The following is a 25,861-nucleotide window of genomic DNA, read 5'->3' as shown; positions in this document are numbered from 1 at the left end:
TACCGGTCATGGCCGGGTCGAACTGGCCGCGGCCGGCGCCCGGGTACTGCCGGCCGTCGCCGGCATGGACAGGGCCGGCAGGTTGGCAGACGACGACGCGGACGCAGGGTTGAGCAATGGCGTCGCCGGCGCCAGGGCGCTGCCGCGCTTTTCGACCAGGGTGATCACCGGATCGTCCCAGCTGCCGGTGATCCGGTAGCGCGCGCTGGCGGCCTGGTTCAATCCCTTGCCGAGCAGGCCCTGCACGGCAAAGCCGGCCGCCGCGCCGATCGGGCCGCCGACCACCGCGCCGACCAGCGGCAGGCTGTTGCCGACATGCGGCACCACCACCATCTGCTGGTCGTAGTCGCGCGCGCGCAGGCCGGTGCGGCCGCTGATGCCGATGTTTGCCGCCGGGCCGGCGATCACCAGGTTGTCGGTGGTGGCGTTGCCGTCGGCGAGGTGAAAGTCGCCGGCGATCGAATCGAACGCCAGGCCCTTGCCGAACACGTCGCCGAAGTCGAGGGTGAGTCGGCGCGGCAACTCGGCCAGCGAGACCAGGCCAAGCAGGCGACCCATGCCGGGCGAGGTCGCTTCGGGGATACGGCCGTCGCTGACGTGAATGCCCAAGGTGCCGTCCATGGTGGCCAGCGACAGGTCGCTGGGCGCGCCGGGCCAGCTGGCGTCGAGCTGGTCGCGCGTCTTGCCGCCATTGACCAGTCCGTCGAAACCGAATGCGCCCAGCATCGTGCCCAGATCCTCGGCGGCGAAGCTGATCTTCATGTGCGTGCGGCTGTTGCTGGCGCTGCCGTTCCAGTCGCCGCTGGCGTTGATCTGCACACGGCTGGACAGTGCACGCAACTGCTCGATGTGCAGGCCATCGGCGGTCGGCCAGGTTTCCAGGCGGGCTTCGCCAAGTTTCGCGTCACCCAGGCGCAGGTCGCCCACCCACAGGTGGAACGGCGGCAACGCTGCCGGATTGATGCCGGTGTTGGCCGGATCGTGCAGCGGCACGGCAGCCGCGGCCGCGGCGCCGACGGACGGCTTGGCGGGATGATCGCCGGCTGGCGCCGCGGGGGCTTTCGGCCAGTACAGCCGCTGCAACCGCGCGGTGACGCCGCGCTTGTTCAGCTCGCTGGTCGGCACGCTGAAGTTGCCGGCCATGGCGGCGCCATCCACGTCCACGCTGAGCACGTCCGTCTGTGGCGCAGCGCGCAGCTTGAGCGCGCCGAGCGGGCGGCCGAACCATTCGGCCTGATCGGTGCTGGCGTCGAGGCTTTCCAGTCCCGGGCCGTTGCCGCCACCGGCGGCCACCGTACGCTGCACCCAGCCGGTGACGTCGAGCTGGCTGGCGTGGCCGCGGATGCGCAGGTCGCGCGGCGGCAATGCCTCGGGCATCTGATTGCCGAACGCCAGCGTACCGGCCAGCGGATGCTGCGGCCCGTCGGACAGGCGCAGGTGGCCGCGCATGACGTCGCCCAGCCCGAGCTGCAGATCGCTGCCGCCGACCGGCAGGCTCATCGTCAGGTGCAGCGGCAGGCTGGTTGGCGCCGGCTTGTGCAGCGGTGCCGGCAAGTCCAGTGCGATGCCTTCCAGCGACGAATCGACGCTGAGGGTCTGCGCCAGCGCATCGCTGCCGGCCACGTGCGCGATGGTGAAGCCGATGTCGAACGCGCTGCGCCCGTCGGCGAGCTTGCCGATCCAGTCCAGCGACGGGTAGCCCTGCGTCAGTTCGGCCATGCGGTAGCTGCCCTGCAATTTGGCCGAGAGGATCATGGCCGGGTCGCCGGTGGCGCCGGCGATCGCCAGTTGCAGCTTCGACGGCTGGCCGCGGAAGCCCGCATCGAGCGGGCCCGCCCGCAGGCCGTGCAGGTCGAACTGCAGCGGGCCGTTGAGCTTGTCGAGCTGGAGGTTCCAGGCCGGCGCGCTGAGGTCGGCGTCTTTCAGCGTGGCGCTGCCACTCAGCTGCGCGTCGCGGGCGTCCTTCAGCGGCAGCGCCAGATGGAACTCGAACGTGCCGTTGCCGCCAAGCTTCAGCTTGGCCAGTGTGTCGGCCACGTGGCTGGCGACCGGGCTGTTGCGCGCAAACTCCAGCAGGCTCGCGCCACTGCCGGCGCCTTGCACGTTGATGTCGAGCAGGCTGTCGTGGAAATCCGGGATCAGCGCCACCGCCTTGTCCACCTTCACGCCCAGCGACTGGCCACCGCTGGCCTCGACCAGCATGCCGTTGTCGACGAAGCTGGCCACCGCGTCGATCCCCGTGGCTTGCGGCCAGTCCTTGCCGTAGTCCAGGGTGAGGCCGCTGATCGCCGCGCGCGCCTCGAAGCGGCCTTCGTTGTGCCGGAACGGCCAGTCGCCGAGGTCGCCACGCACCAGCACTTGCGCCTGGTCGAGCTGGCCGGCCACCAAACTGCGGTCCAGCCAGGCGATGGTGGCCGGCGACATCGAACCGATCGGCCAGAACAGCTTGGCGGCGACCACGTCGGCATGGTCGAGCGAGGCGTACATGTCCACGAACGGATGTCCGCCCTGGGCGGGCAGTACCACCTCACCGCGGGTCTGGCCGGCATAGCCGGCACCGGCAAAGTCCAGCGTGTCCACGCCGATGTGCCAGTCGCCGTCTTGCGGCCAGAACGCCAGCATGCCGGCCAGTTTCGACAGCACGAACGGCTGCCGGAACGCGCGCGGGAATTGCAGCGTGGCGGCTTGCGCCGGCAGCTCCAGCGACAGCGCTTCGGCATCGCCGCGCAACTCGCCATGCAGGCTGTTCACGCCGGGCAGCTTGCCGATCGGGTCGATTGCCAGACCATCGAAAGCCACATCGACGGACTGGAGGCCTTCGGCACGGCTCCACCGCAGCGCGACCCGGCTCAGGTCGCCGCGCGGATGTCCGCTGCCCAGCCATTGCGCCAGCGCTGGCGACAGATCCGGCTTCAGCGCCAGCCATGGCAGCAGCGGTGCCAGTTGCAACTCGCGTGCAGCGACGCCCACGCTTGCCCGGGGTGTGCCCGGGCGATGCAGGCTCAGCGCCAGTGCGCTGCCATCGTCGCCGGCCCAGCGCACGTCGTAGCCGTCGGGAATCTGCCGCACCCCGGCCAGCCCGTGCAGCGCCGCCACCGTAGCTGTACCGCCAGCGGGTGCGCTCACCGAAAGCGTGTCCAGGTCGACATGGACCAGGCTGCGGGTCAGCCGACCTTTGCGCCAGTCCAGCCAGGCGCTCAGCTGGCCACTGCCGTTGCCGACCGTATAGCCGCCCATATCGATGCCGTCGAGCAGCGGCTTCAGTTCGGCGCCATCGACGCTGACCCATACCTGGCCCGCGCTGCCGTCATCGCGGAAGCGGCCGGCCATGCGCACGGCAGCGCTTGCGCCTTCGCGCTGCAGCATGCCGCCGAAACGGATCCGGCCACTCTGGTGGCTCAGCCGCAACTGTCTGGACAGCAGCGCGTAACGCTTGCCCAAGGTGGCGTCGGTAACCACCACACGCAGGTCTTCCAGCCACAGATCGGCCGACAGCCGGCCCAGCGACAACGGTTGCCGCGCGTTGCCGCCGGCCGTGCCGATGCCGTTGACGTGCCAGCCACCGGCGTCGTGCAGCAGATCCAGCTGCAGGCCGCGCACGTGCAGGTTGAGCAGGTGCCGCGACGGCAGCAGCCAGCCGCCGAAGTCGAGCTTCAGCTCGGACTCGGGCAACTGCAGCACGGTGCCGCTTTCCCCGGCCGCCGCGCCGATGGCCACCCCGTGCATCACGAACAACGGCCCGGAGGTGGTCCAGCGCCCCTCCATCGAGTCGAAGCTGACCGGTCGCTGCAAACGCTGGCTGAGCTGCGCGGCGATCCAGGCCGGATGGCGCGCCAGCAACGGCAGCAGCAACTGGGCCAGTGCCGCCATCACGGCGAGCAGGATCACCAGTACGCCGGCCGTCCAGCCCGATGCGCGGGCGCAACGATGCAACCTGCGCTGCCACACCATGTTCACGCGCGGCGATCCAGGCCGGGCTTACAGCAAGACGACATCGAACTGTTCCTGCGAATAATGCTCTTCAGCTTGGAAGCGTATGCTTTTGGAGATGAACTCTTCCAGTTCGGCGACCGCACCGGATTCCTCTTCCAGGATGCGGTTGACCACCAGCGGGTTCGCCATCACCAGCAACTTCTCGGCGTTGAACTGGCGTACCGCGCGGGTGATCTCGCGGAAGATCTCGTAGGTCACCGTTTCCGCGGTCTTCAGCACGCCACGACCGTTGCAGGTCGCGCACGGTTCGCACAACTGGCGCGCGAGGCTTTCGGTGGTGCGCTTGCGGGTCATCTCGACCAGCCCCAGCGCCGACAACGGGTACACCGTGGTCTTGGCGTGATCGCGCGCCAGGCCCTTGTTCAGCATGCGCAAGACCTGGCGCTTGTGCTCCTCATCGTTCATGTCGATGAAGTCGATGATGATGATGCCGCCGAGGTTGCGCAGGCGCAGCTGGCGCGCCGCCGCCTGGGCCGCCTCCAGGTTGGTGCGGTAGACCGTTTCCTCCAGGTTGCGGGTGCCGAGGTAGGCGCCGGTGTTGACGTCGATCGTGGTCATTGCCTCGGTCTGGTCGACGATCAGGTAGCCACCGGATTTCAGCGGCACCTCTTTCCTGAGCGCGCGCTGCATCTCGTCCTCGACCCCGTACAGATCGAAGATCGGCCGCTCGCCATCGTAGTGCTCGATGCGATCGTCCAGCTGCGGCATGAACTTGTGCACGAATTTCGTGACTTGCTCGAAAGTCTCGCGTGAATCCACCCGCACCTTCTCGATGTCGTCGTTGAGCATGTCGCGCAGGCTGCGCAACGGCAGCGACAATTCCTCGTAGACGCGCTCGCCCACTTTCGATTTGGCGATGTTTTCCTGCACCACGCGCCACACCTTGGTCAGATAGGCGACGTCGAACGCCAGCGCCTCGGCGCTCTGGCCTTCGGCGTTGGTGCGCACGATGTAGCCGAGCCGGCTGCTGCCAGGTACGTCATCGCCGATCAGCGGGGTCAGCACGTCTTTCAGCCGCTGGCGCTCGACCTCGTCCTCGATCCGCGCGGAAATGCCCAGGGTGCGCGCGTACGGCAACAGCACCAGGTAGCGCGAGGGAATCGACAGGTGCGCCGACAGCCGCGCACCCTTGGTGCTGATCGGGTCCTTGACCACCTGCACCACGATTTCCTGGCCTTCGTGGACCAGTTCGCTGATCGAGGGAACATGCCCGTTGCCGTGGCCGTTGCCATTCGATTCGGCGGCCTCCGCCGATGGTGGCCGCACGATGTCCGAGGCATGCAGGAAAGCCGCGCGCTCCAGCCCGATCTCCACGAACACTGCCTGCATGCCGGGCATCACGCGCTGCACCCGGCCCTTGTAGACGTTGCCCACATAGCCACGCCGGGAGGCCCGCTCGACATGCACCTCTTGCAACATGCCGTTCTCGACCACGCCCACCCGCGTCTCGCGCGGGGTTACGTTGATCAGGATTTCTTCGCTCACTGCCTGCCCCCCGAAATTAACCATCTTTATAGCGGCTGCAGGCGCGACCTGTCGATGAAGCATTTCGCGGGATCACATCCCTGGCTGCGTCGGCGCGAAGGTCGCCGGGCGGCGCACATGGATTTCACCGGCCGCCACAGGTGACTGGCGACGCCCAAACCGGCAAGCTGCGGGCCACGGCCAGCGGCCGCGTTATCGTGAACGGATCGAATGACACCACAGGTACCTGAATGACCAACCCGATTTTGCTGGCCTGGAGCGGCGGCAAGGATTGCCTGCTGGCACTGCAGCGCCTGCTCGCCGACCCGCAATGGCAGGTCGTCGGCCTGCTCACCACGGTCAACCGCAACTACCAGCGCGTAGCCATGCACGGCACGCCGCGCGACGTGCTGCTGGCGCAGGCCGCCGCGCTGGAGCTGCCGCTGGTCGAGGTGATGCTGGACTGGCCCGGCAGCAACGAGGCCTATGAGGCGGCCCACGCGCAGGCGCTGGTCGAGGCACGGATGCGTTGGCCGGGGATTCGCCACTGCGCGTTCGGCGACCTGTTCCTGGAGGACGTGCGCGATTACCGCGTGCGCCAGCTTGGCCGCGAAAACTGGCGCGCGGTGTTCCCGCTGTGGGGCGAGGACACCGCGGCACTTTCACGCCGCTTTGTCAGCGAAGGCCATCGCGCCGTGCTTTGCTGCGTCGACACCCAGCAACTCGACGCCGACTATTGCGGCCGCGACTATGACGCCGCCCTGCTCGACGCGCTGCCGGCGGGCGTCGACCCCTGCGGCGAACGCGGCGAGTTCCACACCCTGAGCCATGCCGGCCCGTTGTTCCGCCAGCCGTTGAAACTGCGGCGCGGCGAATCGGTCTTGCGCGAAGGACGTTTCCAGTTCACCGATTTCCTGCTGGACGACCATGCCGCCTCACACTGAGGCCCACATCCTGCCCGACGTGCTGCAACCCGGCCTCGCCCTGGTGTTCTGCGGCACCGCCGCGGGCAAGCGTTCGGCCGCCGAGCGCGCCTACTACGCCCATCCCGGCAACCTGTTCTGGCGTGCGCTGTTCGAGGCCGGCCTGACTCCGCGCCAGCTGACGCCGGCGGAATTTCCGCAACTGCCCAGCTACGGGATCGGCCTCACCGACCTGGCCAAGCATCACAGCGGCAACGACCGCGAGCTGCCGCGCCAAGCCTTCGACGCAGCCGCCCTGATCGCGAGGATCGAACGGCATGGTCCGCGCCTGCTCGCCTTTACCAGCAAGAACGCAGCGCGCATCGCGATCGGCCACCCGGTGAATTACGGCCTGCAGGACAGCGCCATTGGCGACACGCAGCTGTTCGTGCTGCCGTCGCCATCGGGGCAGGCCCGCGGGCACTGGAACCTCGCGCCGTGGCTGGCACTGGCCGAGCTGTATCGCATCGCTACCCGCGACAGGTAGGTACCGCACCGGCGGGCGACACCGCCGCGAATCCCGAATCCCGAATCCCGATCAATCGATCGGCGTATGCCTGTACTTGCTGACGTCGTCCGGGCGCACGACGGAAGCCTGGTTCGCCCACGACCGCCGGATGTAGCTGGCCACGGCCGACACCTCGACGTCGCTCAGCTGCTGCGCGAACGGCGGCATCGAGTACGGGCGCGGATGGCTGGCGGTAAGCGGGGCAAATCCGCCCAGCAGGATCATCCGGGTCGCATTGATGCCGGTCGGTTCGGTCACCGAGCTGTTGCCGTTGAGCGGTGGATACACGCCGGCGACGCCGTTGCCGTCCTTGCCATGGCATTGCTCGCAATGCTGCGCGTAGATCTTCCCGCCGCCGCGGACGATCGCGTCGGCATTGAACAGCTGGGTTTCTGCCACCGGCAATGCGCGCGGCGGCAGCGAGCCCAGGTAGGTCGCGATCGCCCGCAGGTCGTCATCGGTCATGTGCTGGGTGCTGTTGGCCACCACCCCGGCCATCGGGCCGAACGCCACACCCCTGGCCGACTGACCGGTTTTCAGAAGATCGACGATGTCCTGTTCGCGCCAGCCCTGCAGACCGCCGTTCTGGCGGGTACTCAGGTCCGGCGCGTACCAGTTCTGCATCGGGATCTGACCACCGGTCAGGTGCACATCCGGCGGGGTTCCGCCGAGCGAATCGCGTGCAGCGTGACACTCATTGCAATGGCCCAGCCCCTGTACCAGGTAGGCACCGCGATTCCATTGCGGCGACTGTGCCGGGTCCGGCTGGAATTCGCCTTCCGTGAAATACAGCGCGCGCCATGCCACCAGGCTCTTGCGCACGCTGTAAGGAAATTTCAACAAGGTGGGCTTGGCCGGCTGGTGCACCGGCGGCAACGATTGCAGGAAGGCGAAAATCGCCAGCGCATCGTCGTGGTCGACCTTGGTATACGAGGTGTACGAGAACGCCGGATACAGCAACTCGCCGTGACGGCCCTTGCCGGCATGCAGCGCCTGCCAGAAGTTCTCGAAGCTCCAGTCGCCCAGGCCGGTTTCGCGATCGGGCGTGATGTTGGGTACGGGAATGTCGCCGAATGGCGTAGCCAGCGAACGACCGCCGGCGTAACGCGCGCCACCTTGCGCGGTGTGGCAGCCGGCGCAGTCGCCGACCGTCGCCAGGTATTCACCCTTGGCGATCAGTGCCGGATCGTGCAGGGTGGTGGCGGTGACCTTGCTCGTGCCGGGAGGGGTGGGTTCACGGCCGCTGCGACCGAACAGCACCCAGCCCAGCACCAGCACGATCAGCACCACGATCAGCAGCGACAGCCGACGCAACCATTTCATGGTGTATCTCCCGTCGCACCCAGTACGCCGCAAGGCAACGGTGGCGTCACCGATCCTGCGGCCTGCGCGTGCGTGTCGGCCGGCAACTGGCGACTGGCCAGCGCCGCGGCCACTGCCGTGATGTCCGAATCGGTCAACCGATTGGCGACGACAGCCATGCAGTCGGGTGCCAGCGTCGCACGGGTATGCGTCCGCCACGAGCCCAGTTGCGCGCTGATGTAGTCATACGGCAAGCCGACGAGGCCCGGCGTGGATGGCTCCACGCCGGTGAGCTGGTTGCCGTGGCAACTGGCGCAGGCGGGGATCCTGCGCGCGGGATCGCCCTTGCTGATCAGCTGTTCGCCGCGTTGCAACGCCGTCGCGGGAACCGGCGGCAATGGCGAGCGACTGTAGGGCACTTGTTGTGTCGCGAAGTACTCGGCGATTTCCTGCATGTAGGCGGGACTGAGTTGGCGCACGGTGTATTCCATCGGCGCGTACTTGCGCAGGCCATTCTGGAAATCCTGCATCTGGCGCGCCAGATAAGCCGCCGGTTTGCCGGCCAGACGCGGAAAATAACCGCTGCCCGGCGTGCCTTCACCATGTACGCCGTGGCAGGTGGTGCAGGCGATGATGCGCTGCTGCAAGGTGTCGGGAATGGCTGGATGGGCGGGTGTCGATGGCTGGTCGGCGGCCATCGCGACGAAGCCAACCAGACTTAGCGCGAGCAACGAACCCAGGCACCGCACCGCACGCAGGCGCGAACGCCGGTTCCGCATGGCTGACGTGATCATCCGCCGATTATAGAACCGCCACTGCCTTTCGTCCCGCCGCGATGCGGCCCTGGATGCCGGCGCGACAACCTGCCGCACGGCATCGGGGCGATCTCACATCTGCGCGCGCAAGTTCAAGCCATGCCACCGGACTTGCGCACGATGAGCATGGCCAATTCCAGCGACTGCTCATAGTTGAGTCGCGGATCGACCATCGACTTGTAGGCCCGATCGAGATCGGTCTCGGACAGGTCTCGCGCACCGCCCATGCATTCGGTGACGTCCTCGCCGGTCAATTCCAGGTGCACGCCACCAAGCCGGGTACCGACCGAGGCGTGGATATCGAACGCCTGGTCGAGCTCGCCGCTGATGTTGTCGAAGCGACGGGTCTTGTAGCCGTTGGAGGTGCTCTCGGTGTTGCCATGCATCGGATCGGCGACCCACAGGACGCGCCGACCCTCGCGTTTCACCGCCTCCAGCAACGGCGGCAAGGCCGCGGCAATCTTGGCGTTGCCCATGCGATGGATCAGGGTCAGCCGGCCCGGCTCGTCGTCAGGGTTCAGCGCATCGATCAACGGCAGCAATTGGTCCGGGTTCACCGTCGGCCCCACCTTCACCGCGATCGGGTTGCGGATGCCGCGGAAATATTCCACATGCGCACCGTCCAGCGCCGCCGTGCGCATGCCGATCCAGGGGAAGTGGGTGGACAGGTTGAACCAGCCGGGATGGCGCGGCACCTGGCGGGTCAGCGCCTGCTCGTAGTGCAGCAGCAGCGCTTCGTGCGAAGTGAAGAAATCCACCTTCGAGAACCCGGCGATCGGGCCGGCCAGCGTTTCCATGAAGCGCAGCGAATCGCCGATGCCGGCAACCATCTGCCGATATTCCGCTGCCAGCGGTGAATGCTCGACCCAGGCCAGATCCCAGTATTCCGGATGATGCAGGTCGGCGAAGCCGCCATCGATCAGCGCGCGCACGAAGTTCATCGTCAGCGCCGAATGGGCGTGCGCCTGGATCATCCGCTGTGGATCTGGCCGGCGCGCGGCGGGCGTAAATTCCGGGCTGTTGACCAGGTCGCCGCGAAAACTCGGCAGGCTGACGCCGTTGCGCGTCTCGTTGTCGGCAGAACGCGGCTTCGCGTACTGCCCGGCAAAACGACCGACCCGCAGCACCGGCTTCTTCATGCCGTGCACCAGCACCAGGCTCATCTGCAACAGCACTTTCAGTCGATTGGAGATCACCGGACTGGTGCAGTCGGCAAAACTCTCCGCGCAATCGCCACCCTGCAACAGGAAGCGTCGCCCCTCCTGCGCATCGGCCAGGGACTGCTTCAATGCCAGGACTTCCCACGAGGTCACCAGCGGCGGCAGCTGGGCGAGGTGCGCGCCGGCCTCGGCCAGTTCGCTCGCATCGTCGTACCGCGGCTGCTGCAGCGCCACGCGCTGCTGCCAGGAATCGGGAGCCCAGGAATCGGAAACGGGAAGCTTGGACAAAGCGGGGTTCATCGTGCAGCCTTGATGGCAGTGATTGCGTTCAATTCGTGCGGGCGTTGCGGCGCGTCACCACGATCGCCAATCCGGCCAGCAGGACAAACCAGAGCAGGCTCCAGGCCGGCATCGGCAGACCGAGGATCGGCTCGACCTTGGCGCATTCGCCGGAGCCGGTGAAGACCAGTTTCAGCATCTTCGCGAACGGAAACGCGTCCAGCATGTAGCCAAGCCCCGGGCCGCACGACGGCACCTGGTCGGGAGGCAACGTCTGCAGCCACAAGTGGCGCGTGGCAGTGACTATCCCACCTGCGGCGCCGGCCAGAACCAGGCCCGTGTACACCCAGCGCCCTTGCCAGCGCGGTGCATGCAAAGCGCCCAGCAGAAAGAACAGGCCCATGACCAGGAATGCGATGCGCTGAAAAATGCACAACGGGCACGGCGTCATGCCGAGCTCGTACTCGGCATACAGGGCAAACCCGAGCAGGCCGATACAGACGAGGAAACCGACGAAAAAACCGACACGATACGACCAGCGGAATGGATTCATGGCGAATTGCTGCGTTGCGGAACAATGACCTTACCTGCTCGCTGGCGCGCTGTCAGCAGGCGCATCGCATTCCATGCGAAATCATTCCGCCCGAGCCGTGCCAAAAAGCAGAAACCCGGCAGGTTGCCCGGCCGGGTTTCTGTGTCTGGGCGTCTGGACGCCTGTTTCGAGGCGATGGAAAACCAGACCGGTTGCGACCCTACTCGGCGTCGACCGCCTCGACCTGCGGGCGCCCCACCAGCTCGACGTACGCCATCGGCGCGTTGTCGCCCGGGCGGAAGCCGCACTTGAGGATGCGCAGGTAACCACCAGGGCGCTCCTTGTAACGGGGCCCCAGTTCGACGAACAGCTTGCCTACCGCTTCGCTGTCGCGCAGGCGCGCAAAAGCGAGGCGACGATTGGCAACGCCATCGACCTTGCCCAGCGTGATCAGCGGCTCCGCCACACGACGAAGTTCCTTCGCCTTGGGCAGGGTGGTACGGATCAGCTCGTGCTTGATCAACGACGAGGCCATGTTCTTGAACATGGCTTCGCGATGCGAGCTGGTGCGATTGAGTTTGCGTCCGGATTTTTGATGGCGCATGACTGGATACTCTTTGGATGTCTGTTGTTATGAAAAGCCGGCGCGTATGTCCGGATTCCCGCGGTTACCCGCTATGAGGAGCCTTTTGTATCGGACTCTTGTTTGAAAGTACGGTCGTTGACGACCGTCTTTGGCGGCTGGCGCAGCAGGCAGACCCGTACTCGCCCAACCGAATGTCACAGCGATCAAAAGGGACCGCAAAAAAAACAACGCGACCATGATGGCCGCTGGTGGCGCCTGGCGAGAGAGCCGAAACTCAACCTCGCCAGTGCACCGGTACCACTCGCGATCACGGGTGATCGCGAAACCGCAATCAACCCAGCTGCATGCCGTGCGACAGACCCGGCGGCGGCCAGTTCTCAAGCTTCATGCCCAGCGCGAGACCACGCCCGCCCAGCACGTCCTTGATTTCCGTCAGCGACTTCTTGCCGAGGTTCGGCGTCTTCAGCAGCTCGACTTCGGTCTTCTGCACCAGATCGCCGATGTAGTAGATGCTCTCGGCCTTCAGGCAGTTCGCCGAACGCACGGTGAGCTCCAGATCGTCGATCGGACGCAGCAGCAACGGGTCGAAACCGCTCTTCTCCGCCTTGTCGGTGGCACTCTCGCGACGCGAGAAGTCACCGAACACCGACAACTGGTCGTTGATGATCTCGGCCGCCTTGCGGACCGCGTCCTCGGCGCCGATGGTGCCGTTGGTCTCGATGTCCAGCACCAGCTTGTCGAGGTTGGTGCGCTGCTCGACACGAGCGGCGTCCACTTCGTAGGCCACGCGCAGCACCGGCGCGAACGACGCGTCCAGCTGCAAGCGGCCAATCGGACGTGCCTCGTCATCCGGATGCTGCCGCGTGCTGGCCGGCTGGTAGCCGACGCCACGACGCACCTTCAGGCGCATGTTGAGCGCGATGTCCTTGGTAAGGTGGCAGATCACGTGCTCGGGGTTGATGATTTCCACCGAGTGGTCGACCACGATGTCGCCGGCCGTGACCACGCCCTTGCCCTTCTTGGACAAGGTCAGGGTGACTTCATCGCCGGTGTGCTGACGAATCGCCACGTCCTTGAGGTTGAGCAGGACTTCGATGACGTCCTCCTGCAGGCCTTCCAGGGTGGTGTATTCATGCAACACGCCATCGATTTCAACCTCGACGATGGCACTGCCAGGGATCGAGGAGAGCAGCACGCGACGCAGCGCGTTGCCCAGGGTATGGCCGAAGCCACGCTCGAGCGGCTCGACCACCACCTTGGCGCGGTTGGCTCCGAGCTGTTCGACGCTGAGGCCCCGAGGCCGCAGCACACTAGTTGACGAAACTGCCATGCAGAGCTCCGGTAATTACTTCGAGTAAAGCTCGATGATCAATGCTTCATTGATGTCGGACGGCAGATCACCGCGATCCGGCACCGACTTGAACGTACCTTCGAACTTCTTGGAATCCACTTCGACCCAGATCGGACGCAGGTCCATGGTGTCGAACACGGTCGCCGCTTCCTGCACGCGCAACTGGGCGCGGGCCTTTTCGGTCAGCGCGATCGCGTCGCCTGGGCGAACCTGATACGAAGGAATGTTCACCTTCTTGCCGTTCACCAGGATCGCCTTGTGGGCAACCAGCTGGCGAGCCTGGGCGCGGGTGACCGCAAAGCCCATGCGATAGACGACGTTGTCCAGGCGGCTCTCGAGCAGGCGCAACAGGTTTTCACCGGTGTTGCCCTTGAGGGTCGACGCCTTGGTGTAGTAGTTGCTGAACTGGCGCTCAAGCACACCATAGATGCGCTTGACCTTCTGCTTCTCGCGCAACTGCACGGCGTAGTCGGACATGCGCATGCGCTTGTTCGCGCCATGCTGGCCGGGCTTGTTTTCCAGCTTGCACTTGGAATCCAGCGCGCGCGCCGGGCTCTTCAGGCTGAGATCTGCACCCTCGCGGCGGGCGAGTTTGCAGGTAGCTCCACGATAACGGGCCATGGGTATGCTCCTTAGACTCGACGCTTCTTGGGGGGACGGCAACCGTTGTGCGGAATCGGCGTGACGTCGATGATGTTGAGCACCTTGTAGCCCAGCGCATTCAGCGAGCGCACGGCCGATTCGCGACCCGGGCCGGGGCCCTTGATACGCACTTCGACCGTCTTCACGCCGTAGTCGCCTGCGGCGCGGCCAGCCTTTTCGGCGGCGACCTGGGCGGCGAACGGGGTCGACTTGCGTGAGCCACGGAAACCGGCGCCGCCGGCGGTAGCCCACGACAAGGCATTGCCCTGACGATCGGTGATGGTGACGATGGTGTTGTTGAAGGAGGCCTGCACGTGGGCCACGGCATCCGTGACAACGCGCTTGATCTTCTTCTTTGCTTTAACCGGCTTAGCCATATTCGGAATCCGTTACTTCTTGATCGCGCGACGGGGACCCTTGCGGGTACGTGCGTTGGTACGCGTGCGCTGGCCGCGCACCGGCAGGCCACGACGATGGCGCAAGCCACGGTAGCAACCCAGGTCCATCAAACGCTTGATGGCCATGCCCACCTCACGGCGAAGATCACCCTCGACGATGTACTTGCCGATTTCGTGGCGGATCTTCTCCACCTCGCCTTCACTGAGGGACTTGATCTGGGTGGTCGGAACCACGCCAGCATCCACGCAGACTTTCCTGGCACGGCTGCGGCCGATACCGTAAATGCTCTGCAGACCGACCCAGACATGTTTCTGGACCGGCAAATTGACACCCGCGATGCGCGCCATGATGTACTTTCTCCGATGCGTTTCGTGCGCGGTAAACGCGCAATTTTAACCTGAATTACCCGAACTGGAAAGCCCTGCGACACCGCGGTGTCGCCACTCCCCGACTTGTGACCTATCGACCACAGCCTCAGCTGCGACGGAGATTGGCCTTCTTGAGCAGACTTTCGTACTGGTGACTGACCAGATGCGCCTGCACCTGAGCCGTGAAATCCATCACCACCACCACCACGATCAGCAGCGACGTGCCACCGAAATAGAACGGCACGTGCCAGGCCTGCTGCATGAACGATGGCACCAGACACACCAGCACCAGATACAACGCACCGACACCGGTCAGACGTGTCATCACCGCATCGATGTAGCTGGCCGTCGCCTTGCCCGGACGAATGCCCGGAATCAGCGCACCCGACCGCTTGAGGTTGTCGGCGGTTTCGTCGGCGTTGAACACGATCGCCGTATAGAAGAATGCAAAACCGATCACCAACACCGAAAACACGATCTCGTAAAGCGGATTGCCCGGACTCAGCGACTGCGTCAAGTCCTGCAACCAGCGCGACTGCTGACCGGTACTGAACCAGCTGATCGCCGTTGCCGGGAACATCAGCAGGCTGGACGCGAAAATCGGCGGGATCACGCCCGACATGTTGATCTTCAGCGGCAGGTTCGAACTCTGGTTCATGTAGGCCTTCTGCCCACCCGACCGCCTCGCGTAGTTCACCGTGATGCGCCGCTGGGCGCGTTCCATGAACACCACAAACGCGGTCACTGCCAGTGTCAGACCAAACACCATCAGCAACATGATCAGCGTCAACTCGCCATTGTTGGCCATGCCCAGCGTGTGAACCACCGCGCCCGGCAGACCGGCGACGATACCGGCGAAGATCAGCAGCGAAATACCGTTGCCGATGCCACGCTCGGTCATCTGCTCGCCCAGCCACATCAGGAACATCGTGCCGGCGGTAAGCCCGACCACGGATGACATGATGAAACCGAAGCCCGGCGTGTAGACCACCGGCGCGCCACCCGCGGCGACCTGGTTCTGCAGCGCCACCGCAATACCGAACGACTGGAACGCTGCCAAGGCCACCGTGGCATAGCGCGTATACATCGTCATCTTGCGCTTGCCGGCCTCGCCTTCCTTGCGCAGGCCCTGCAGGCTCGGCACCACCGAGCCCATCATCTGGAACACGATCGACGCCGAGATGTACGGGATCACGCCAAGCGCGAACACCGAGAACCGTGCCAGCGCGCCACCCGAGAACATGTTGAACATGTCCATCAGGCCATTGCCGTTGACCAGGCTGGTCATCGCCTCCGGATTGACGCCAGGTACCGGAATGAACGAACCAAGCCGGAACACCACCAGCGCACCGATCACGAAGAAGATGCGCTGCCGGAGCTCCGTCAGCTTGCCGAGCTTGCCGAGTGCATTGCCCTTGGCTGCTGCCACCTGATTACTCCACGCTGCCGCCGGCAGCCTCGATGGCTGCCTTGGCGCCGGCGGTAGCCAGCAGACCCGACAACTTCACCGCGCGACCGATTTCACCCTTGAGAACCACCTTGACCTTCTTCGCACGGCTGTCGATCAGGCCAGCCTGATGCAGCACGACGACGTCGATCACGTCAGCCTTGAGGTTGGCCAGCTGGTAGAGGAACACTTCCTGGCTGCCGACCTTCAGCTTCGAGCGGAAACCGACCTTCGGCATCCGGCGATTCAGCGGCATCTGGCCGCCTTCGAAACCGAACTTGTGGGTACCACCGGCGCGAGCATGCTGACCCTTGTGTCCGCGGCCCGCCGTCTTGCCCATGCCCGAACCGATACCGCGGCCGACGCGCAGACGCGTCTTGTGCGAGCCGTCGTTCGGCTTAAGTGTATTCAAACGCATGATGCTTACTCCTCGACCCGGACCAGGTAATAGACCGTGTTGATCAGGCCACGAACCTGCGGGCTGTCCTTCAATTCACGGACGTCGTTGATCTTGCCCAGACCCAGCGCCTTGACGCTGAGGCGATGACGCGCCTGCACGCCGCGCAGGCCCTTGACCAGGCGCACGCGCACGGTCTTGTCGGCGGTTTGTTGGGACTTAGCCATTGCCGAGCACCTCTTCCAGGGACTTGCCACGCTTGGCGGCGATCTTCTTGGGCGAGGCAACCGCCTGCAGGCCCTTGATGGTGGCGCGCACCAGGTTGATCGGGTTGCGCGAGCCGACCGCCTTGGCCAGCACGTTCTTGACGCCGACCACTTCCAGCACGGCACGCATGGCACCGCCGGCAATCACGCCGGTACCCTCGGAAGCGGGCTGCATGTAGACGCGGGCTGCACCGTGGTTCGCCTTGATGGCGTACCACAGGGTGCCGTTGTTCAGTTCGATGTTCACCATCTGGCGGCGGGCACGCTCCATCGCCTTGGAGATGGCCACCGGCACTTCACGCGCCTTGCCATAACCAAAGCCGACCTTGCCCTCGCCATCACCGACGACAGTCAGTGCAGTGAAGCTCATCTGGCGGCCGCCCTTGACGGTCTTGGCCACACGGTTGACGGCAATCAACTTTTCCAGCAGGCCGTCGGAATTTTCGCGATCGGTAGAAGACATGTTCTTTTCCATGTGCCCGGCAAACCGGGACTTTGCTTGCGGCTGAGCCGCTTGGAGTTGTAGGTGACGCTGTGGAATCAGGACAACGCCCCGACCCGGGTAATGCTCAGAATTTCAGACCAGCCTCACGCGCTGCATCGGCCAGTGCCTTGATGCGGCCGTGGTAGCGGAAACCCGAGCGGTCAAATGCCACCGACTCGATACCCGCAGCCTTCGCACGCTCGGCGACCGCCTTGCCGACTGCCGCAGCAGCCGCCAGGTTCTTGGTGCCCTTGAGGCCTTCGGCGACCGACTTCTGCACGGTGGAAGCCGCAGCCACCACGTTCACGCCGGAGGCATCGAACACCTGCGCGTAGATGTGCTGACCGGTGCGATGCACCGACAGGCGGGCCACGGCCAGCTTGCGGATATGCGAGCGGGTGGACTTGGCGCGGCGCAGGCGATTTTCGTTCTTGTTCATCGTTAGTTCCTTGAAAGCGGATCGACTTGTGTCTGGGGCTCTTTCGAAGTCCGGCCATGGATGGCCGGTCTTCGCGGAGGGACCCGCATTAAGCCTTCTTGGCTTCCTTCATCGTGATCTTCTCGCCGGCATAGCGCACGCCTTTGCCCTTGTAGGGTTCCGGCGGACGGAAACCGCGAATCTTGGCCGCCACCTGACCTACCGCCTGCTTGTCCGCGCCCTTGATAAGGACCTCGGTCTGCGTCGGGGTTTCGATGCTGATGCCTTCCGGCGCCTCGAACACCACGGGATGCGAGAAGCCCAGGCTCAGGTTCAGCGACTTGCCCTGCATGGAAACGCGGTAACCGACGCCGACCAGCTCGAGCTTGCGCTCGTAACCCGTGGAAACGCCGGTGACCATGTTGGCCAGCAGCGCGCGGGCGGTGCCGCCGAACTTGTCGTCGGACCCCTCTTCCAGCGTGATGTTCGCCACACCGTTCTCGACCGCAACGGTGACGCCCGGCAGGTGATGCACGGACAAGGTGCCCTTGGGGCCTTTCACCGAGATCCGGTCGTCATTGACGGTCAGCTCGACGCCCTTCGGCAGGGAAATGGGTTGTTTGGCTACACGTGACATCGAAAGACTCCTTATGCCACTTGGCCGATGACTTCGCCGCCCAGACCCTTGGCACGGGCCTGCGCATCGGTCAACAGACCAGCGGAAGTCGAGATGATCGAGATACCCAGGCCACCAAGGACCTTCGGCAACTCGTCCTTGCCGCGATAGACGCGCAGGCCGGAACGGCTGACACGGGAGATACGCTCGATGGCCGGCTGGCCCTCGAAATACTTGAGCTTGATCTCGAGCACCGGCTTGCCTTCCTCGGCGGAAGTCTTGGCGTCGAGGATGTAGCCCTCGTTCTTGAGAAGGTCGGCGATCGCCACCTTCAGTTTCGACGACGGCATACGCACGGTCGGCTTGCCCATGGCTTGGGCATTGCGGACGCGCGTGAACAGATCGGCGATGGGATCAGTCATGCTCATGAAAACATCCTTCAGAGTGCACCGATATCCGATAAAACCGGAAATCAATCAGATTGTGAGCCGACAAGAAACATCGGCCTGCCTTGCGCAGACCGCTGACTATATCAGCCTTTTCAGGTTTTAGCGAATGTCGACGCGGTAGTCGCATCAACGGCAGCTCGTGGGAGCCACCTGGTGAATCGTCCGTGGCGCTTGCGCCCCGCGGAACGACTCCGGTTCTTGTATTACCAGCTGGCCTTGCGCAGACCCGGCACGTCGCCGCGCATGGTGGCTTCACGCAGCTTGTTGCGGCCCAGACCGAATTTGGCATAGACCGCACGCGGGCGACCGGTCAACGCACAACGCGTGCGCTGACGCGACGGGCTCGCATCACGCGGAAGCTTCTGCAGCTTGGTCTGCGCGCCCATCTTCTCCTCGTAGGAAGCAGTGGAGCTCAGCACGATCGCCTTCAGTTCGGCACGCTTGGCGGCGTACTTCTTGACGAGTTTGGTCCGCTTGATATCGCGGTTCACCATTGATGTCTTGGCCATGGATAACGCCTATCAGTTACGGAACGGGAAGCTGAATGCTGCCAGCAAGGCTTTCGCCTCTTCGTCGGTCTTGGCGGTCGTGGTGATGGAGATATCCATGCCACGCAGCGCATCAACCTGGTCGAAGTCGATTTCAGGGAAGATGATCTGTTCCTTGATACCGAAGTTGTAGTTGCCGCGGCCATCGAACGCCTTGCCGGACACACCGCGGAAGTCGCGCACGCGCGGCAGCGAGATGTTGATCAGGCGGTCCATGAACTCCCACATCTGGGCACGGCGCAAGGTGACCTTGCAGCCGATCGGCCAACCGTCGCGGATCTTGAACGAGGCCACGGAAACGCGCGCCTTGGTCGTGATCGGCTTCTGGCCCGCGATCTTGGCCATGTCGGCCACGGCGTTCTCGAGCACTTTCTTGTTGCCCGCAGCTTCGCCCACGCCCATGTTTAGCGTGATCTTGGTGATGCGGGGAACCTGCATCACGTTCTGGTAGCCGAATTGCTCGGTGAGCTTGGCGACTACCTGCTCTTTATAAAAATTTTCAAGGCGCGTCATGATCGTGTTCCTTACGCGTCCACGACCTCGCCAGTCGAACGGAACACGCGGACCTTGCGCCCATCTTCGAGCGTTTTGGTGCCGACGCGTTCACCCTTGTTCGTGGCGGGGTTGAACAGCTGCACATTGGAGAGATGGATCGAGGCTTCACGCTCGACGATACCGCCAGCCTGGTTGGCCTGCGGGTTCGGCTTGGTGTGACGCTTCACCAGATTCACGTTGGAGACGAACACGCGCTCGCCTGCAACACGCAGCACGTCGCCGCGTTGACCCTTGTTCTTGCCGGTGATCACGAGCACCTGATCACCCTTACGGATACGGTTCATTTTGTGATCTCCGCTCAGAGCACTTCGGGTGCGAGCGAGACGATCTTCATGAACTTCTCGCTGCGCAGCTCGCGGGTAACCGGCCCGAAAATACGGGTACCGATCGGCTCGAGCTTGTTGTTGAGGAGGACCGCTGCATTGCCGTCGAAACGGATCAGCGAACCATCGGGACGGCGCACACCCTTGGCGGTACGAACCACCACGGCGTTGTACACCTCGCCCTTCTTGACCTTGCCGCGGGGAATCGCATCCTTCACGGTGACCTTGATGACGTCACCGATCGCGGCGTAACGGCGCTTGGAGCCGCCGAGCACCTTGATGCACATCAGTTCCTTCGCGCCGCTGTTGTCCGCTGCGGAAAGCGTGCTTTGCATCTGGATCATGGCTGCACCCTCCCTTAGACGTTGGCGCGCGTGATGATTTCAACCACGCGGTGATGTTTGGTCTTGGACAACGGACGGCATTCGGCGATACGCACGAGGTCGCCCTCGTTCGCACCCAGGTCGTCCTGCGCATGCAGCTTGGTCGAACGGCGGATGATCTTGCCGAGCAGCCAATGCTGGACCTGGCGCTCGACCAGCACGGTGACCGTCTTGTCCATCTTGTTGCTGGTGACGCGGCCCTCGAGGGTACGCGCCTGCTTCTGTTCTTGAATCTGAGTGTCGCTCATGTCGGCCGTCCCTTACTTCTTGCTGCCGAGCACGAACTTCGTGCGGGCGATGTCACGCCGAACGCGGCGAAGCTGGTGCGGCTGGGTGAGCTGGCTGGAGCCCTTCTGCATGCGCAGATTGAACTGCTCCTTGCGCAGATCCAGCAGATGCTGGTTCAGCTCATCGGCCGACTGGTTGTTGATATCTTTGCTGGCCATCACATCACCGCCCGGGTAACAAACTGGGTCTGCACCGAGAGCTTGGCGGCAGCCAGGCGAAACGCCTCGCGTGCCGTCGTCTCGTCGACGCCCTCGATTTCATAGAGCATGCGACCAGGCTGGATCGGAGCGACCCAGAACTCGACACTGCCCTTGCCCGCGCCCATGCGGACTTCGATCGGCTTCTTGGTGATCGGCTTGTCCGGGAACACGCGGATCCACAACTTGCCGCCACGCTTGACGAAGCGGGTAATGCAACGACGTGCGGCTTCGATCTGACGCGCGGTGAGCGCACCGTGTGTCGTCGCCTTCAGGCCATACTCGCCAAAGCTGACGAGGTTGGAGCACTGCGCCAGACCGTCGTTACGGCCCTTGAACTGCTTGCGGTATTTGGTTCGCTTGGGTTGCAACATGGCAACTCTCCTTACTTCGCAGTCCGCTCGCGGCGGCCGTCACCGGCCTCGCGACGCGAATCATTACGACGACCTTCGCCACCTTCGCGGCGCGGCTGCGACGGCTCGTCCTTCGACTCCTGGCTGGCTGCAGCCAAATCGAAGATCTCGCCCTTGTAGATCCACACCTTGATGCCGATGATGCCGTAGGTGGTACTCGCTTCGGCGAAGCCGTAGTCGATGTCGGCACGCAGCGTATGCAGCGGCACGCGACCTTCGCGGCTCCACTCGGAGCGGGCGATCTCCGCACCGTTCAGACGACCGGACACGTTGATCTTGATGCCCAGCGCGCCCAGGCGCATCGCGTTGCCGACCGAGCGCTTCATCGCGCGGCGGAACATGATGCGGCGCTCCAGCTGCTGCGCGATCGATTCAGCTACCAGCTGCGCGTCGAGCTCCGGCTTGCGCACTTCACTGACGTTGATGTGCGTCGGAACGCCCATCATGTCGCTGACTTCCTTGCGCAGCTTCTCGATATCCTCGCCCTTCTTGCCGATCACCACGCCCGGACGGGCGGTGTGGATCGTCACGCGTGCGGTCTTGGCCGGACGCTCGATCTGGATCTTCGAGATGCCGGCTGCAGCGAGCTTCTTCTTCAGCATGTCGCGGACCTTGATGTCGGCCACGAGATACTTCGCGTAATCGCCCTTGTTGGCGAACCACTTCGAGTTCCAGTCCTTGGCAATGCCGAGGCGGATACCGGTGGGATGAACTTTATGACCCATCGTCTACGTCCCCAGTCAGTTGCCGACAACCACAGTGATGTGGCTGGTGCGTTTCAGGATGCGCGAACCGCGGCCTTTGGCGCGGGCATGCATGCGCTTCATCGCCGGACCTTCGTCGACGAAGATGCTGGCCACTTTCAGTTCGTCGACATCGGCACCGAGATTGTTCTCGGCGTTGGCGACGGCCGACAGCAGCACCTTGCGGACAAGGTGCGCAGCCTTCTTGTTGGTATAGGTGAGCACGTCGCTGGCCCGGCCCACGGGAAGTCCGCGAACGAGGTCAGCCACCAGGCGTGCCTTTTGCGCCGAGATGCGGGCGCCGCGCAGGATCGCTTTGGCTTCAGTGCTCATCACTTGCCCTTCTTGTCGCCGACATGGCCCTTGAACGTACGAGTCACCGCGAACTCGCCGAGCTTGTGCCCGACCATGTTCTCGTTGATCAGTACGGGTACGTGCTGACGGCCGTTGTGAATGGCGATGGTCAAGCCGACCATTTCCGGCAGGATCATCGAGCGGCGCGACCAGGTCTTGATCGGGCGCTTGTTGTTGGCGGAAACCGCAGCTTCCACCTTCTTTACGAGGTGAAGGTCGACGAACGGACCTTTCTTCAAAGAGCGAGGCATGTCGGCTTCCTGTTACTTGGTACGACGACGCACGATGAACTGCTGCGTGCGCTTGTTGTTACGGGTCTTGTAACCCTTCGCCGGCGTGCCCCACGGGCTGACCGGATGACGACCGCCAGAGGTCTTGCCTTCACCACCGCCGTGCGGATGGTCGACCGGGTTCATCACCACACCGCGAACGGTCGGGCGAATACCCAGCCAGCGCTTGGCGCCGGCCTTGCCGAGCTTCTTCAGGCTGTGCTCGCCGTTGCCGACTTCGCCGATGGTGGCGCGGCAATCAACCGAGACGCGGCGCATCTCGCCGGAGCGAAGACGCAACGTGGCGTAGCCGGACTCGCGCGCCACCAGCTGCACCGAAGCGCCTGCGCTGCGGGCGATCTGCGCACCCTTGCCCGGACGCAGCTCGATGCAGTGGATCGTGCTGCCCATCGGGATGTTGCGCAGCTGCAGGCAGTTGCCGGCCTTGATCGGCGCGTCACGGCCGGACAGCAGGCGATCGTCCACCTGCACGCCCTTCGGCGCGATGATGTAGCGGCGCTCGCCATCGGCATAGCACAGCAATGCGATATGGGCGGTGCGGTTCGGATCGTATTCGATGCGCTCGACACGGGCGGCGATGCCTTCCTTGTCGCGCTTGAAATCGATGATGCGGTACTGCTGCTTGTGACCGCCGCCGCGATGACGCACGGTGATGCGGCCATGATGATTGCGACCGCCAGTGCGGGACTGCGACTCGGTCAGCGGCGCGTACGGAGCGCCCTTGTGCAGGCCCTCCGTGCGAACGCTGACGGCGTCGCGACGGCCCGGCGAGGTCGGCTTGTGGTTGATTAATGCCATTTCACAAAACTCCTGGCTCAGGCCTTGGCGGACACGTCGATGGTCTGGCCATCGGCAAGACGCACATAGGCCTTGCGCTTGCCCTGGCGACTGCCAGCGCGGAAACGGAAGGACTTGACCTTGCCCTTGGTGTTGACGAGGTTCACCTGCTCGACTTTCACGTCGAACAGCTTCTCCACGGCAGCACGGACATCGGCCTTGGTCGCCGCGGGGGCGACCACGAATACGTACTGGTTGTGCTCGGCCAGACGGGCGGACTTCTCGGAGATGTGCGGCGCGCGCAGCGTGTCGAGAATGCGTTCGTTGTTCATGCCAGCCACTCCTCGACTTTCTTCACGGCGTCAACCGTCATCACCACATGATCGGAACCGACCAGGCTGACCGGGTTCAGGCCCATCACGTCCAGCACATGGATGTACGGGATGTTGCGGGCGGCCAGGAATACCGACTCCGAAGCATCTTCCGACACCAGCAGCACGCGACCGGACACTTCCAGCTCGGCCAGCTTGGCGACCATCGCGGAAGTCTTCGGCGTCTCGATGCCGAAGCTCTCGACGATCTTCAGGCGATCCTGGCGAACCAGTTCGGAGAAGATCGAACGGATCGCGACACGGTAAGCCTTGCGGTTGACCTTCTGTTCGTAGTTGCGCGGCTTGGCCGCAAAGGCGCGACCACCACCGACAAAGATCGGTGCACGGTAGTCACCGTGACGAGCGCCGCCGCCCTTCTGCTTCTTGAATTTCTTGGTGGTACCGGACATCTCGCCGCGCGTCAGCTGCGACTGGGTGCCGGCGCGACCGGCCGCCTGGTAGGCAACCACGATCTGGTGAACCAGGGCCTTCTTGTACTCACCGCCGAACACTTCGTCCGACACGTTGAGTGACTTGGCGCCAATAACATTGAGTTCCATGGCGTCTCTCCTCAGCTCTTCGTCGTCGGGCGGATGATGACGTCGCCACCGGTAGCACCCGGCACCGCACCCTTCACCGCGATCAGATGACGCTCGGCGTCGACCTTGACCACTTCCAGACCCTGCTGCGTGCGGTTGACCGCACCCATGTGGCCGGACATCTTCTTGCCGGGGAACACGCGACCCGGAGTCTGGCGCTGGCCGATGGAGCCCGGCGCACGATGCGACAGCGAGTTGCCGTGGGTGGCATCACCCATCTTGAAATTCCAGCGCTTGATCGTGCCCTGGAAGCCCTTGCCCTTCGACACGCCGGCGACATCGACGATCTGACCGACGGTGAACACGTCGTCCGCCTTGATCTCGCTGCCCACTTCGTATTTGCCGAGATCCTCGGCAGCCACGCGGAATTCCCACAAGCCGCGACCCGGCTCGACCTTGGCCTTCGCGTAGTGGCCTTTCAGCGGCTGCGTCAGCAGGTTGGCGCGCTTGCTGCCCGCGGAAACCTGGACGGCGCTGTAGCCATCGTTGTCGTCCGTCTTCAACTGGGTCACGCGATTCGGCGTCGCTTCAATCAGCGTCACCGGAATCGAGCGGCCATCTTCAGTGAAGAGTCGGCTCATGCCGCATTTGCGGCCAACCAATCCGATACTCATTTTCGTATCCTGTCTGTCGCTCAACCGAGCTTGATCTGAACATCGACGCCAGCGGCGAGATCAAGCTTCATGAGCGCGTCCACGGTCTTGTCGTTCGGGTCGATGATGTCGAGCACACGCTTGTGCGTACGGGTCTCGTACTGGTCGCGTGCATCCTTGTCGACGTGCGGCGACGTCAGGATGGTGTAACGCTCGATCTTGGTCGGAAGCGGAATCGGGCCGAGTACCGTGGCACCCGTGCGCTTTGCCGTTTCGACGATCTCGCTGGCCGAGCGGTCGATCAATCGATGATCGTACGCCTTCAGCCGAATCCGAATCTTCTGGTTCGCCATAACCGTGTCCTGTTGTCTAAAGAACGTAATGTGAAACGAAACGGCTTCTCACCGCCTCGCACAACCCTTTGCACCACATCGGCAGCCGTGAAAATTCCCGACCCCAATTCGAAAAGACCAGGCGAGCACTATTCGGCTCGCCTGGACAGAATCTGCATCGCGCAACGAGACATTGTCGGCAGGCAGGACCTGCGAAATGTTCCATTGCGATGGGCCATCCCGGCCCGCGAACTCGAAGCACGTCCTGCGCCTCATTTCGCGGTAGATCGGTCAAAGCGAAGCTTTGATCGACAAGTGAGCTGCAAAGTATATCTGCTAATTTCCCGACAGGGAAGTGGTTCGGTGGCAAAACCACGTGCCACCCCTCCGGCGTTATCCGAGCATCAGGTCGGATCAACGGCGGAAGTTATCCCGGCAGCTCGCTGCCGGGATAACGGTTCTTACTTGATGACCTTGGCCACCACGCCGGCGCCGACGGTGCGGCCGCCTTCGCGGATGGCGAAACGCAAGCCTTCGTCCATCGCGATCGGGTGGATCAGGCTCACCACCATCTTCACGTTGTCGCCCGGCATCACCATCTCCACACCGTCCGGCAACTGGCAAGCGCCGGTCACGTCGGTCGTGCGGAAGTAGAAC

Annotated in this window: 35 protein-coding genes and 1 pseudogene; 2 read left to right on the top strand and 34 right to left on the bottom strand. The window is 64.0% G+C overall.

The annotated features are described in order from the left end of the window. Positions 1–6 precede the first annotated feature (6 nt). Together CIW53_RS08180 and rng are read right to left on the bottom strand one after the other, a co-directional pair. Positions 7–3,951, bottom strand: coding sequence for a YhdP family protein (locus tag CIW53_RS08180; protein ID WP_242451842.1), 3,945 nt, complete (start codon positions 3,949–3,951; stop codon positions 7–9). A 27-nt stretch (positions 3,952–3,978) separates the two neighbouring features. After that, positions 3,979–5,478: a ribonuclease G gene (gene rng, locus CIW53_RS08175; protein ID WP_149364231.1), complete on the bottom strand. Its 1,500-nt coding sequence runs from the start codon at positions 5,476–5,478 to the stop codon at positions 3,979–3,981. A gap of 230 nt (positions 5,479–5,708) precedes the next feature. Between rng and CIW53_RS08170 the strand changes: the two genes are divergently transcribed. Both CIW53_RS08170 and CIW53_RS08165 read left to right on the top strand, forming a co-directional pair. Beyond that, a complete protein-coding gene (locus tag CIW53_RS08170) occupies positions 5,709–6,401 on the top strand; it encodes an ATP-binding protein (RefSeq protein ID WP_149364230.1) in 693 nt (230 codons plus the stop codon). Continuing rightward, on the top strand, positions 6,385–6,906 hold the full coding sequence (locus CIW53_RS08165) for a mismatch-specific DNA-glycosylase (protein WP_149364229.1): 522 nt from the start codon (positions 6,385–6,387) through the stop codon (positions 6,904–6,906). Before CIW53_RS08170 ends, CIW53_RS08165 begins: the two co-directional genes overlap by 17 nt. A gap of 51 nt (positions 6,907–6,957) precedes the next feature. Here CIW53_RS08165 and CIW53_RS08160 read toward each other — a convergent pair whose 3' ends face one another. The 32 genes and pseudogenes from CIW53_RS08160 to CIW53_RS08005 form a co-directional block, all read right to left on the bottom strand. Then, positions 6,958–8,250: a cytochrome c gene (locus tag CIW53_RS08160; protein ID WP_149364228.1), complete on the bottom strand. Its 1,293-nt coding sequence runs from the start codon at positions 8,248–8,250 to the stop codon at positions 6,958–6,960. Continuing rightward, positions 8,247–9,008: a c-type cytochrome gene (locus tag CIW53_RS08155; RefSeq protein WP_149364227.1), complete on the bottom strand. Its 762-nt coding sequence runs from the start codon at positions 9,006–9,008 to the stop codon at positions 8,247–8,249. Before CIW53_RS08155 ends, CIW53_RS08160 begins: the two co-directional genes overlap by 4 nt. Before the next feature lie 128 nt (positions 9,009–9,136). Further along, positions 9,137–10,504, bottom strand: coding sequence for a 3-deoxy-7-phosphoheptulonate synthase class II (locus CIW53_RS08150; protein WP_149364226.1), 1,368 nt, complete (start codon positions 10,502–10,504; stop codon positions 9,137–9,139). A 28-nt stretch (positions 10,505–10,532) separates the two neighbouring features. After that, positions 10,533–11,036 (bottom strand): disulfide bond formation protein B, encoded by a 504-nt coding sequence (locus CIW53_RS08145; protein WP_149364225.1) that lies wholly within the window; start codon positions 11,034–11,036, stop codon positions 10,533–10,535. 199 nt (positions 11,037–11,235) lie between these two features. Next, positions 11,236–11,619: a 50S ribosomal protein L17 gene (gene rplQ, locus CIW53_RS08140; RefSeq protein ID WP_149364224.1), complete on the bottom strand. Its 384-nt coding sequence runs from the start codon at positions 11,617–11,619 to the stop codon at positions 11,236–11,238. A gap of 313 nt (positions 11,620–11,932) precedes the next feature. Further along, a complete protein-coding gene (rpoA, locus tag CIW53_RS08135) occupies positions 11,933–12,931 on the bottom strand; it encodes a DNA-directed RNA polymerase subunit alpha (protein ID WP_056714883.1) in 999 nt (332 codons plus the stop codon). Between the two features lie 15 nt (positions 12,932–12,946). Next, complete coding sequence (gene rpsD, locus CIW53_RS08130; RefSeq protein WP_149364223.1) at positions 12,947–13,573, bottom strand: 30S ribosomal protein S4; 627 nt, start codon at positions 13,571–13,573, stop codon at positions 12,947–12,949. An 11-nt stretch (positions 13,574–13,584) separates the two neighbouring features. Next, positions 13,585–13,971 carry a 30S ribosomal protein S11 gene (gene rpsK, locus CIW53_RS08125; RefSeq protein ID WP_113723938.1) on the bottom strand — a complete coding sequence of 129 codons (387 nt, stop codon included), beginning with the start codon at positions 13,969–13,971 and terminating at the stop codon, positions 13,585–13,587. A 12-nt stretch (positions 13,972–13,983) separates the two neighbouring features. Beyond that, complete coding sequence (gene rpsM, locus CIW53_RS08120; RefSeq protein WP_149364222.1) at positions 13,984–14,340, bottom strand: 30S ribosomal protein S13; 357 nt, start codon at positions 14,338–14,340, stop codon at positions 13,984–13,986. Between the two features lie 127 nt (positions 14,341–14,467). Next, positions 14,468–15,790 carry a preprotein translocase subunit SecY gene (gene secY, locus CIW53_RS08115; protein ID WP_149364221.1) on the bottom strand — a complete coding sequence of 441 codons (1,323 nt, stop codon included), beginning with the start codon at positions 15,788–15,790 and terminating at the stop codon, positions 14,468–14,470. Between the two features lie 4 nt (positions 15,791–15,794). After that, positions 15,795–16,226 (bottom strand): 50S ribosomal protein L15, encoded by a 432-nt coding sequence (gene rplO / locus CIW53_RS08110; RefSeq protein ID WP_149364220.1) that lies wholly within the window; start codon positions 16,224–16,226, stop codon positions 15,795–15,797. A gap of 5 nt (positions 16,227–16,231) precedes the next feature. Then, the gene (rpmD, locus tag CIW53_RS08105) at positions 16,232–16,432 is read right to left on the bottom strand and encodes a 50S ribosomal protein L30 (RefSeq protein WP_068095376.1); all 201 of its coding nucleotides are present in this window, start codon (positions 16,430–16,432) and stop codon (positions 16,232–16,234) included. Further along, a complete protein-coding gene (gene rpsE, locus CIW53_RS08100; RefSeq protein ID WP_149364219.1) occupies positions 16,425–16,934 on the bottom strand; it encodes a 30S ribosomal protein S5 in 510 nt (169 codons plus the stop codon). The genes rpmD and rpsE overlap by 8 nt, the downstream gene beginning before the upstream one ends. A 106-nt stretch (positions 16,935–17,040) precedes the next feature. After that, on the bottom strand, positions 17,041–17,394 hold the full coding sequence (gene rplR, locus CIW53_RS08095; RefSeq protein WP_149364218.1) for a 50S ribosomal protein L18: 354 nt from the start codon (positions 17,392–17,394) through the stop codon (positions 17,041–17,043). An 88-nt stretch (positions 17,395–17,482) separates the two neighbouring features. Beyond that, positions 17,483–18,010, bottom strand: coding sequence for a 50S ribosomal protein L6 (rplF, locus tag CIW53_RS08090; RefSeq protein WP_149364217.1), 528 nt, complete (start codon positions 18,008–18,010; stop codon positions 17,483–17,485). Between the two features lie 11 nt (positions 18,011–18,021). Continuing rightward, entirely contained in the window at positions 18,022–18,417 is a 396-nt protein-coding gene (rpsH, locus tag CIW53_RS08085) for a 30S ribosomal protein S8 (RefSeq protein WP_007808190.1), read from the bottom strand. Positions 18,418–18,641: 224 nt separating this feature from the next. Continuing rightward, positions 18,642–18,947: a 30S ribosomal protein S14 gene (gene rpsN / locus CIW53_RS08080; protein WP_149364216.1), complete on the bottom strand. Its 306-nt coding sequence runs from the start codon at positions 18,945–18,947 to the stop codon at positions 18,642–18,644. 12 nt (positions 18,948–18,959) lie between these two features. After that, complete coding sequence (rplE, locus tag CIW53_RS08075; protein ID WP_172969630.1) at positions 18,960–19,502, bottom strand: 50S ribosomal protein L5; 543 nt, start codon at positions 19,500–19,502, stop codon at positions 18,960–18,962. A gap of 8 nt (positions 19,503–19,510) precedes the next feature. Then, complete coding sequence (rplX, locus tag CIW53_RS08070; RefSeq protein ID WP_077442341.1) at positions 19,511–19,825, bottom strand: 50S ribosomal protein L24; 315 nt, start codon at positions 19,823–19,825, stop codon at positions 19,511–19,513. 14 nt (positions 19,826–19,839) lie between these two features. Then, positions 19,840–20,208 carry a 50S ribosomal protein L14 gene (gene rplN / locus CIW53_RS08065; RefSeq protein ID WP_007513359.1) on the bottom strand — a complete coding sequence of 123 codons (369 nt, stop codon included), beginning with the start codon at positions 20,206–20,208 and terminating at the stop codon, positions 19,840–19,842. A gap of 14 nt (positions 20,209–20,222) precedes the next feature. Continuing rightward, the gene (rpsQ, locus tag CIW53_RS08060) at positions 20,223–20,495 is read right to left on the bottom strand and encodes a 30S ribosomal protein S17 (protein ID WP_149364214.1); all 273 of its coding nucleotides are present in this window, start codon (positions 20,493–20,495) and stop codon (positions 20,223–20,225) included. Between the two features lie 12 nt (positions 20,496–20,507). Beyond that, positions 20,508–20,693 carry a 50S ribosomal protein L29 gene (rpmC, locus tag CIW53_RS08055; protein ID WP_149364213.1) on the bottom strand — a complete coding sequence of 62 codons (186 nt, stop codon included), beginning with the start codon at positions 20,691–20,693 and terminating at the stop codon, positions 20,508–20,510. Next, a complete protein-coding gene (gene rplP, locus CIW53_RS08050; RefSeq protein ID WP_007808195.1) occupies positions 20,693–21,106 on the bottom strand; it encodes a 50S ribosomal protein L16 in 414 nt (137 codons plus the stop codon). Before rplP ends, rpmC begins: the two co-directional genes overlap by 1 nt. Positions 21,107–21,117: 11 nt before the next feature. Further along, entirely contained in the window at positions 21,118–21,870 is a 753-nt protein-coding gene (rpsC, locus tag CIW53_RS08045; protein ID WP_149364212.1) for a 30S ribosomal protein S3, read from the bottom strand. 15 nt (positions 21,871–21,885) lie between these two features. Further along, entirely contained in the window at positions 21,886–22,221 is a 336-nt protein-coding gene (gene rplV / locus CIW53_RS08040) for a 50S ribosomal protein L22 (protein ID WP_077442337.1), read from the bottom strand. Next, on the bottom strand, positions 22,221–22,493 hold the full coding sequence (gene rpsS, locus CIW53_RS08035; protein WP_007082178.1) for a 30S ribosomal protein S19: 273 nt from the start codon (positions 22,491–22,493) through the stop codon (positions 22,221–22,223). The genes rplV and rpsS overlap by 1 nt, the downstream gene beginning before the upstream one ends. Positions 22,494–22,505: 12 nt before the next feature. Continuing rightward, positions 22,506–23,330 carry a 50S ribosomal protein L2 gene (rplB, locus tag CIW53_RS08030; RefSeq protein WP_149364211.1) on the bottom strand — a complete coding sequence of 275 codons (825 nt, stop codon included), beginning with the start codon at positions 23,328–23,330 and terminating at the stop codon, positions 22,506–22,508. 17 nt (positions 23,331–23,347) lie between these two features. Continuing rightward, entirely contained in the window at positions 23,348–23,641 is a 294-nt protein-coding gene (rplW, locus tag CIW53_RS08025; RefSeq protein WP_007082176.1) for a 50S ribosomal protein L23, read from the bottom strand. Then, positions 23,638–24,240: a 50S ribosomal protein L4 gene (rplD, locus tag CIW53_RS08020; RefSeq protein ID WP_149364210.1), complete on the bottom strand. Its 603-nt coding sequence runs from the start codon at positions 24,238–24,240 to the stop codon at positions 23,638–23,640. Before rplD ends, rplW begins: the two co-directional genes overlap by 4 nt. 11 nt (positions 24,241–24,251) lie before the next feature. Continuing rightward, entirely contained in the window at positions 24,252–24,893 is a 642-nt protein-coding gene (rplC, locus tag CIW53_RS08015; RefSeq protein WP_149364209.1) for a 50S ribosomal protein L3, read from the bottom strand. Between the two features lie 20 nt (positions 24,894–24,913). Further along, complete coding sequence (gene rpsJ / locus CIW53_RS08010) at positions 24,914–25,225, bottom strand: 30S ribosomal protein S10 (protein WP_068095401.1); 312 nt, start codon at positions 25,223–25,225, stop codon at positions 24,914–24,916. A gap of 440 nt (positions 25,226–25,665) precedes the next feature. Next, positions 25,666–25,861: pseudogene (locus CIW53_RS08005) on the bottom strand (elongation factor Tu); the annotation flags it as partial.

The organism is Rhodanobacter sp. T12-5 (genome assembly GCF_008329435.1).
Lineage (GTDB): Bacteria > Pseudomonadota > Gammaproteobacteria > Xanthomonadales > Rhodanobacteraceae > Rhodanobacter.
Note: the sequence above shows the minus strand (reverse complement) of the source record. Positions and strands in the feature narration are given on the sequence as shown.

Excerpts from the sequence above, each read along its gene's own strand:
- CIW53_RS08180 (WP_242451842.1), bottom strand. The coding sequence starts at position 3,951 with ATGGTGTGGCAGCGCAGGTTGCATCGTTGCGCCCGCGCATCGGGCTGG.
- CIW53_RS08170 (WP_149364230.1), top strand. The coding sequence starts at position 5,709 with ATGACCAACCCGATTTTGCTGGCCTGGAGCGGCGGCAAGGATTGCCTG.
- CIW53_RS08165 (WP_149364229.1), top strand. The coding sequence starts at position 6,385 with ATGCCGCCTCACACTGAGGCCCACATCCTGCCCGACGTGCTGCAACCC.
- CIW53_RS08160 (WP_149364228.1), bottom strand. The coding sequence starts at position 8,250 with ATGAAATGGTTGCGTCGGCTGTCGCTGCTGATCGTGGTGCTGATCGTG.
- CIW53_RS08155 (WP_149364227.1), bottom strand. The coding sequence starts at position 9,008 with ATGCGGAACCGGCGTTCGCGCCTGCGTGCGGTGCGGTGCCTGGGTTCG.
- CIW53_RS08150 (WP_149364226.1), bottom strand. The coding sequence starts at position 10,504 with ATGAACCCCGCTTTGTCCAAGCTTCCCGTTTCCGATTCCTGGGCTCCC.
- CIW53_RS08145 (WP_149364225.1), bottom strand. The coding sequence starts at position 11,036 with ATGAATCCATTCCGCTGGTCGTATCGTGTCGGTTTTTTCGTCGGTTTC.
- rplQ (WP_149364224.1), bottom strand. The coding sequence starts at position 11,619 with ATGCGCCATCAAAAATCCGGACGCAAACTCAATCGCACCAGCTCGCAT.
- rpoA (WP_056714883.1), bottom strand. The coding sequence starts at position 12,931 with ATGGCAGTTTCGTCAACTAGTGTGCTGCGGCCTCGGGGCCTCAGCGTC.
- rpsD (WP_149364223.1), bottom strand. The coding sequence starts at position 13,573 with ATGGCCCGTTATCGTGGAGCTACCTGCAAACTCGCCCGCCGCGAGGGT.
- rpsK (WP_113723938.1), bottom strand. The coding sequence starts at position 13,971 with ATGGCTAAGCCGGTTAAAGCAAAGAAGAAGATCAAGCGCGTTGTCACG.
- rpsM (WP_149364222.1), bottom strand. The coding sequence starts at position 14,340 with ATGGCGCGCATCGCGGGTGTCAATTTGCCGGTCCAGAAACATGTCTGG.
- rplO (WP_149364220.1), bottom strand. The coding sequence starts at position 16,226 with ATGCGTTTGAATACACTTAAGCCGAACGACGGCTCGCACAAGACGCGT.
- rpmD (WP_068095376.1), bottom strand. The coding sequence starts at position 16,432 with ATGGCTAAGTCCCAACAAACCGCCGACAAGACCGTGCGCGTGCGCCTG.
- rpsE (WP_149364219.1), bottom strand. The coding sequence starts at position 16,934 with ATGTCTTCTACCGATCGCGAAAATTCCGACGGCCTGCTGGAAAAGTTG.
- rplR (WP_149364218.1), bottom strand. The coding sequence starts at position 17,394 with ATGAACAAGAACGAAAATCGCCTGCGCCGCGCCAAGTCCACCCGCTCG.
- rplF (WP_149364217.1), bottom strand. The coding sequence starts at position 18,010 with ATGTCACGTGTAGCCAAACAACCCATTTCCCTGCCGAAGGGCGTCGAG.
- rpsH (WP_007808190.1), bottom strand. The coding sequence starts at position 18,417 with ATGAGCATGACTGATCCCATCGCCGATCTGTTCACGCGCGTCCGCAAT.
- rpsN (WP_149364216.1), bottom strand. The coding sequence starts at position 18,947 with ATGGCCAAGACATCAATGGTGAACCGCGATATCAAGCGGACCAAACTC.
- rplX (WP_077442341.1), bottom strand. The coding sequence starts at position 19,825 with ATGAACCGTATCCGTAAGGGTGATCAGGTGCTCGTGATCACCGGCAAG.
- rplN (WP_007513359.1), bottom strand. The coding sequence starts at position 20,208 with ATGATCCAGATGCAAAGCACGCTTTCCGCAGCGGACAACAGCGGCGCG.
- rpsQ (WP_149364214.1), bottom strand. The coding sequence starts at position 20,495 with ATGAGCGACACTCAGATTCAAGAACAGAAGCAGGCGCGTACCCTCGAG.
- rpmC (WP_149364213.1), bottom strand. The coding sequence starts at position 20,693 with ATGGCCAGCAAAGATATCAACAACCAGTCGGCCGATGAGCTGAACCAG.
- rplP (WP_007808195.1), bottom strand. The coding sequence starts at position 21,106 with ATGTTGCAACCCAAGCGAACCAAATACCGCAAGCAGTTCAAGGGCCGT.
- rpsC (WP_149364212.1), bottom strand. The coding sequence starts at position 21,870 with ATGGGTCATAAAGTTCATCCCACCGGTATCCGCCTCGGCATTGCCAAG.
- rplV (WP_077442337.1), bottom strand. The coding sequence starts at position 22,221 with ATGAGCACTGAAGCCAAAGCGATCCTGCGCGGCGCCCGCATCTCGGCG.
- rpsS (WP_007082178.1), bottom strand. The coding sequence starts at position 22,493 with ATGCCTCGCTCTTTGAAGAAAGGTCCGTTCGTCGACCTTCACCTCGTA.
- rplB (WP_149364211.1), bottom strand. The coding sequence starts at position 23,330 with ATGGCATTAATCAACCACAAGCCGACCTCGCCGGGCCGTCGCGACGCC.
- rplW (WP_007082176.1), bottom strand. The coding sequence starts at position 23,641 with ATGAACAACGAACGCATTCTCGACACGCTGCGCGCGCCGCACATCTCC.
- rplD (WP_149364210.1), bottom strand. The coding sequence starts at position 24,240 with ATGGAACTCAATGTTATTGGCGCCAAGTCACTCAACGTGTCGGACGAA.
- rplC (WP_149364209.1), bottom strand. The coding sequence starts at position 24,893 with ATGAGTATCGGATTGGTTGGCCGCAAATGCGGCATGAGCCGACTCTTC.
- rpsJ (WP_068095401.1), bottom strand. The coding sequence starts at position 25,225 with ATGGCGAACCAGAAGATTCGGATTCGGCTGAAGGCGTACGATCATCGA.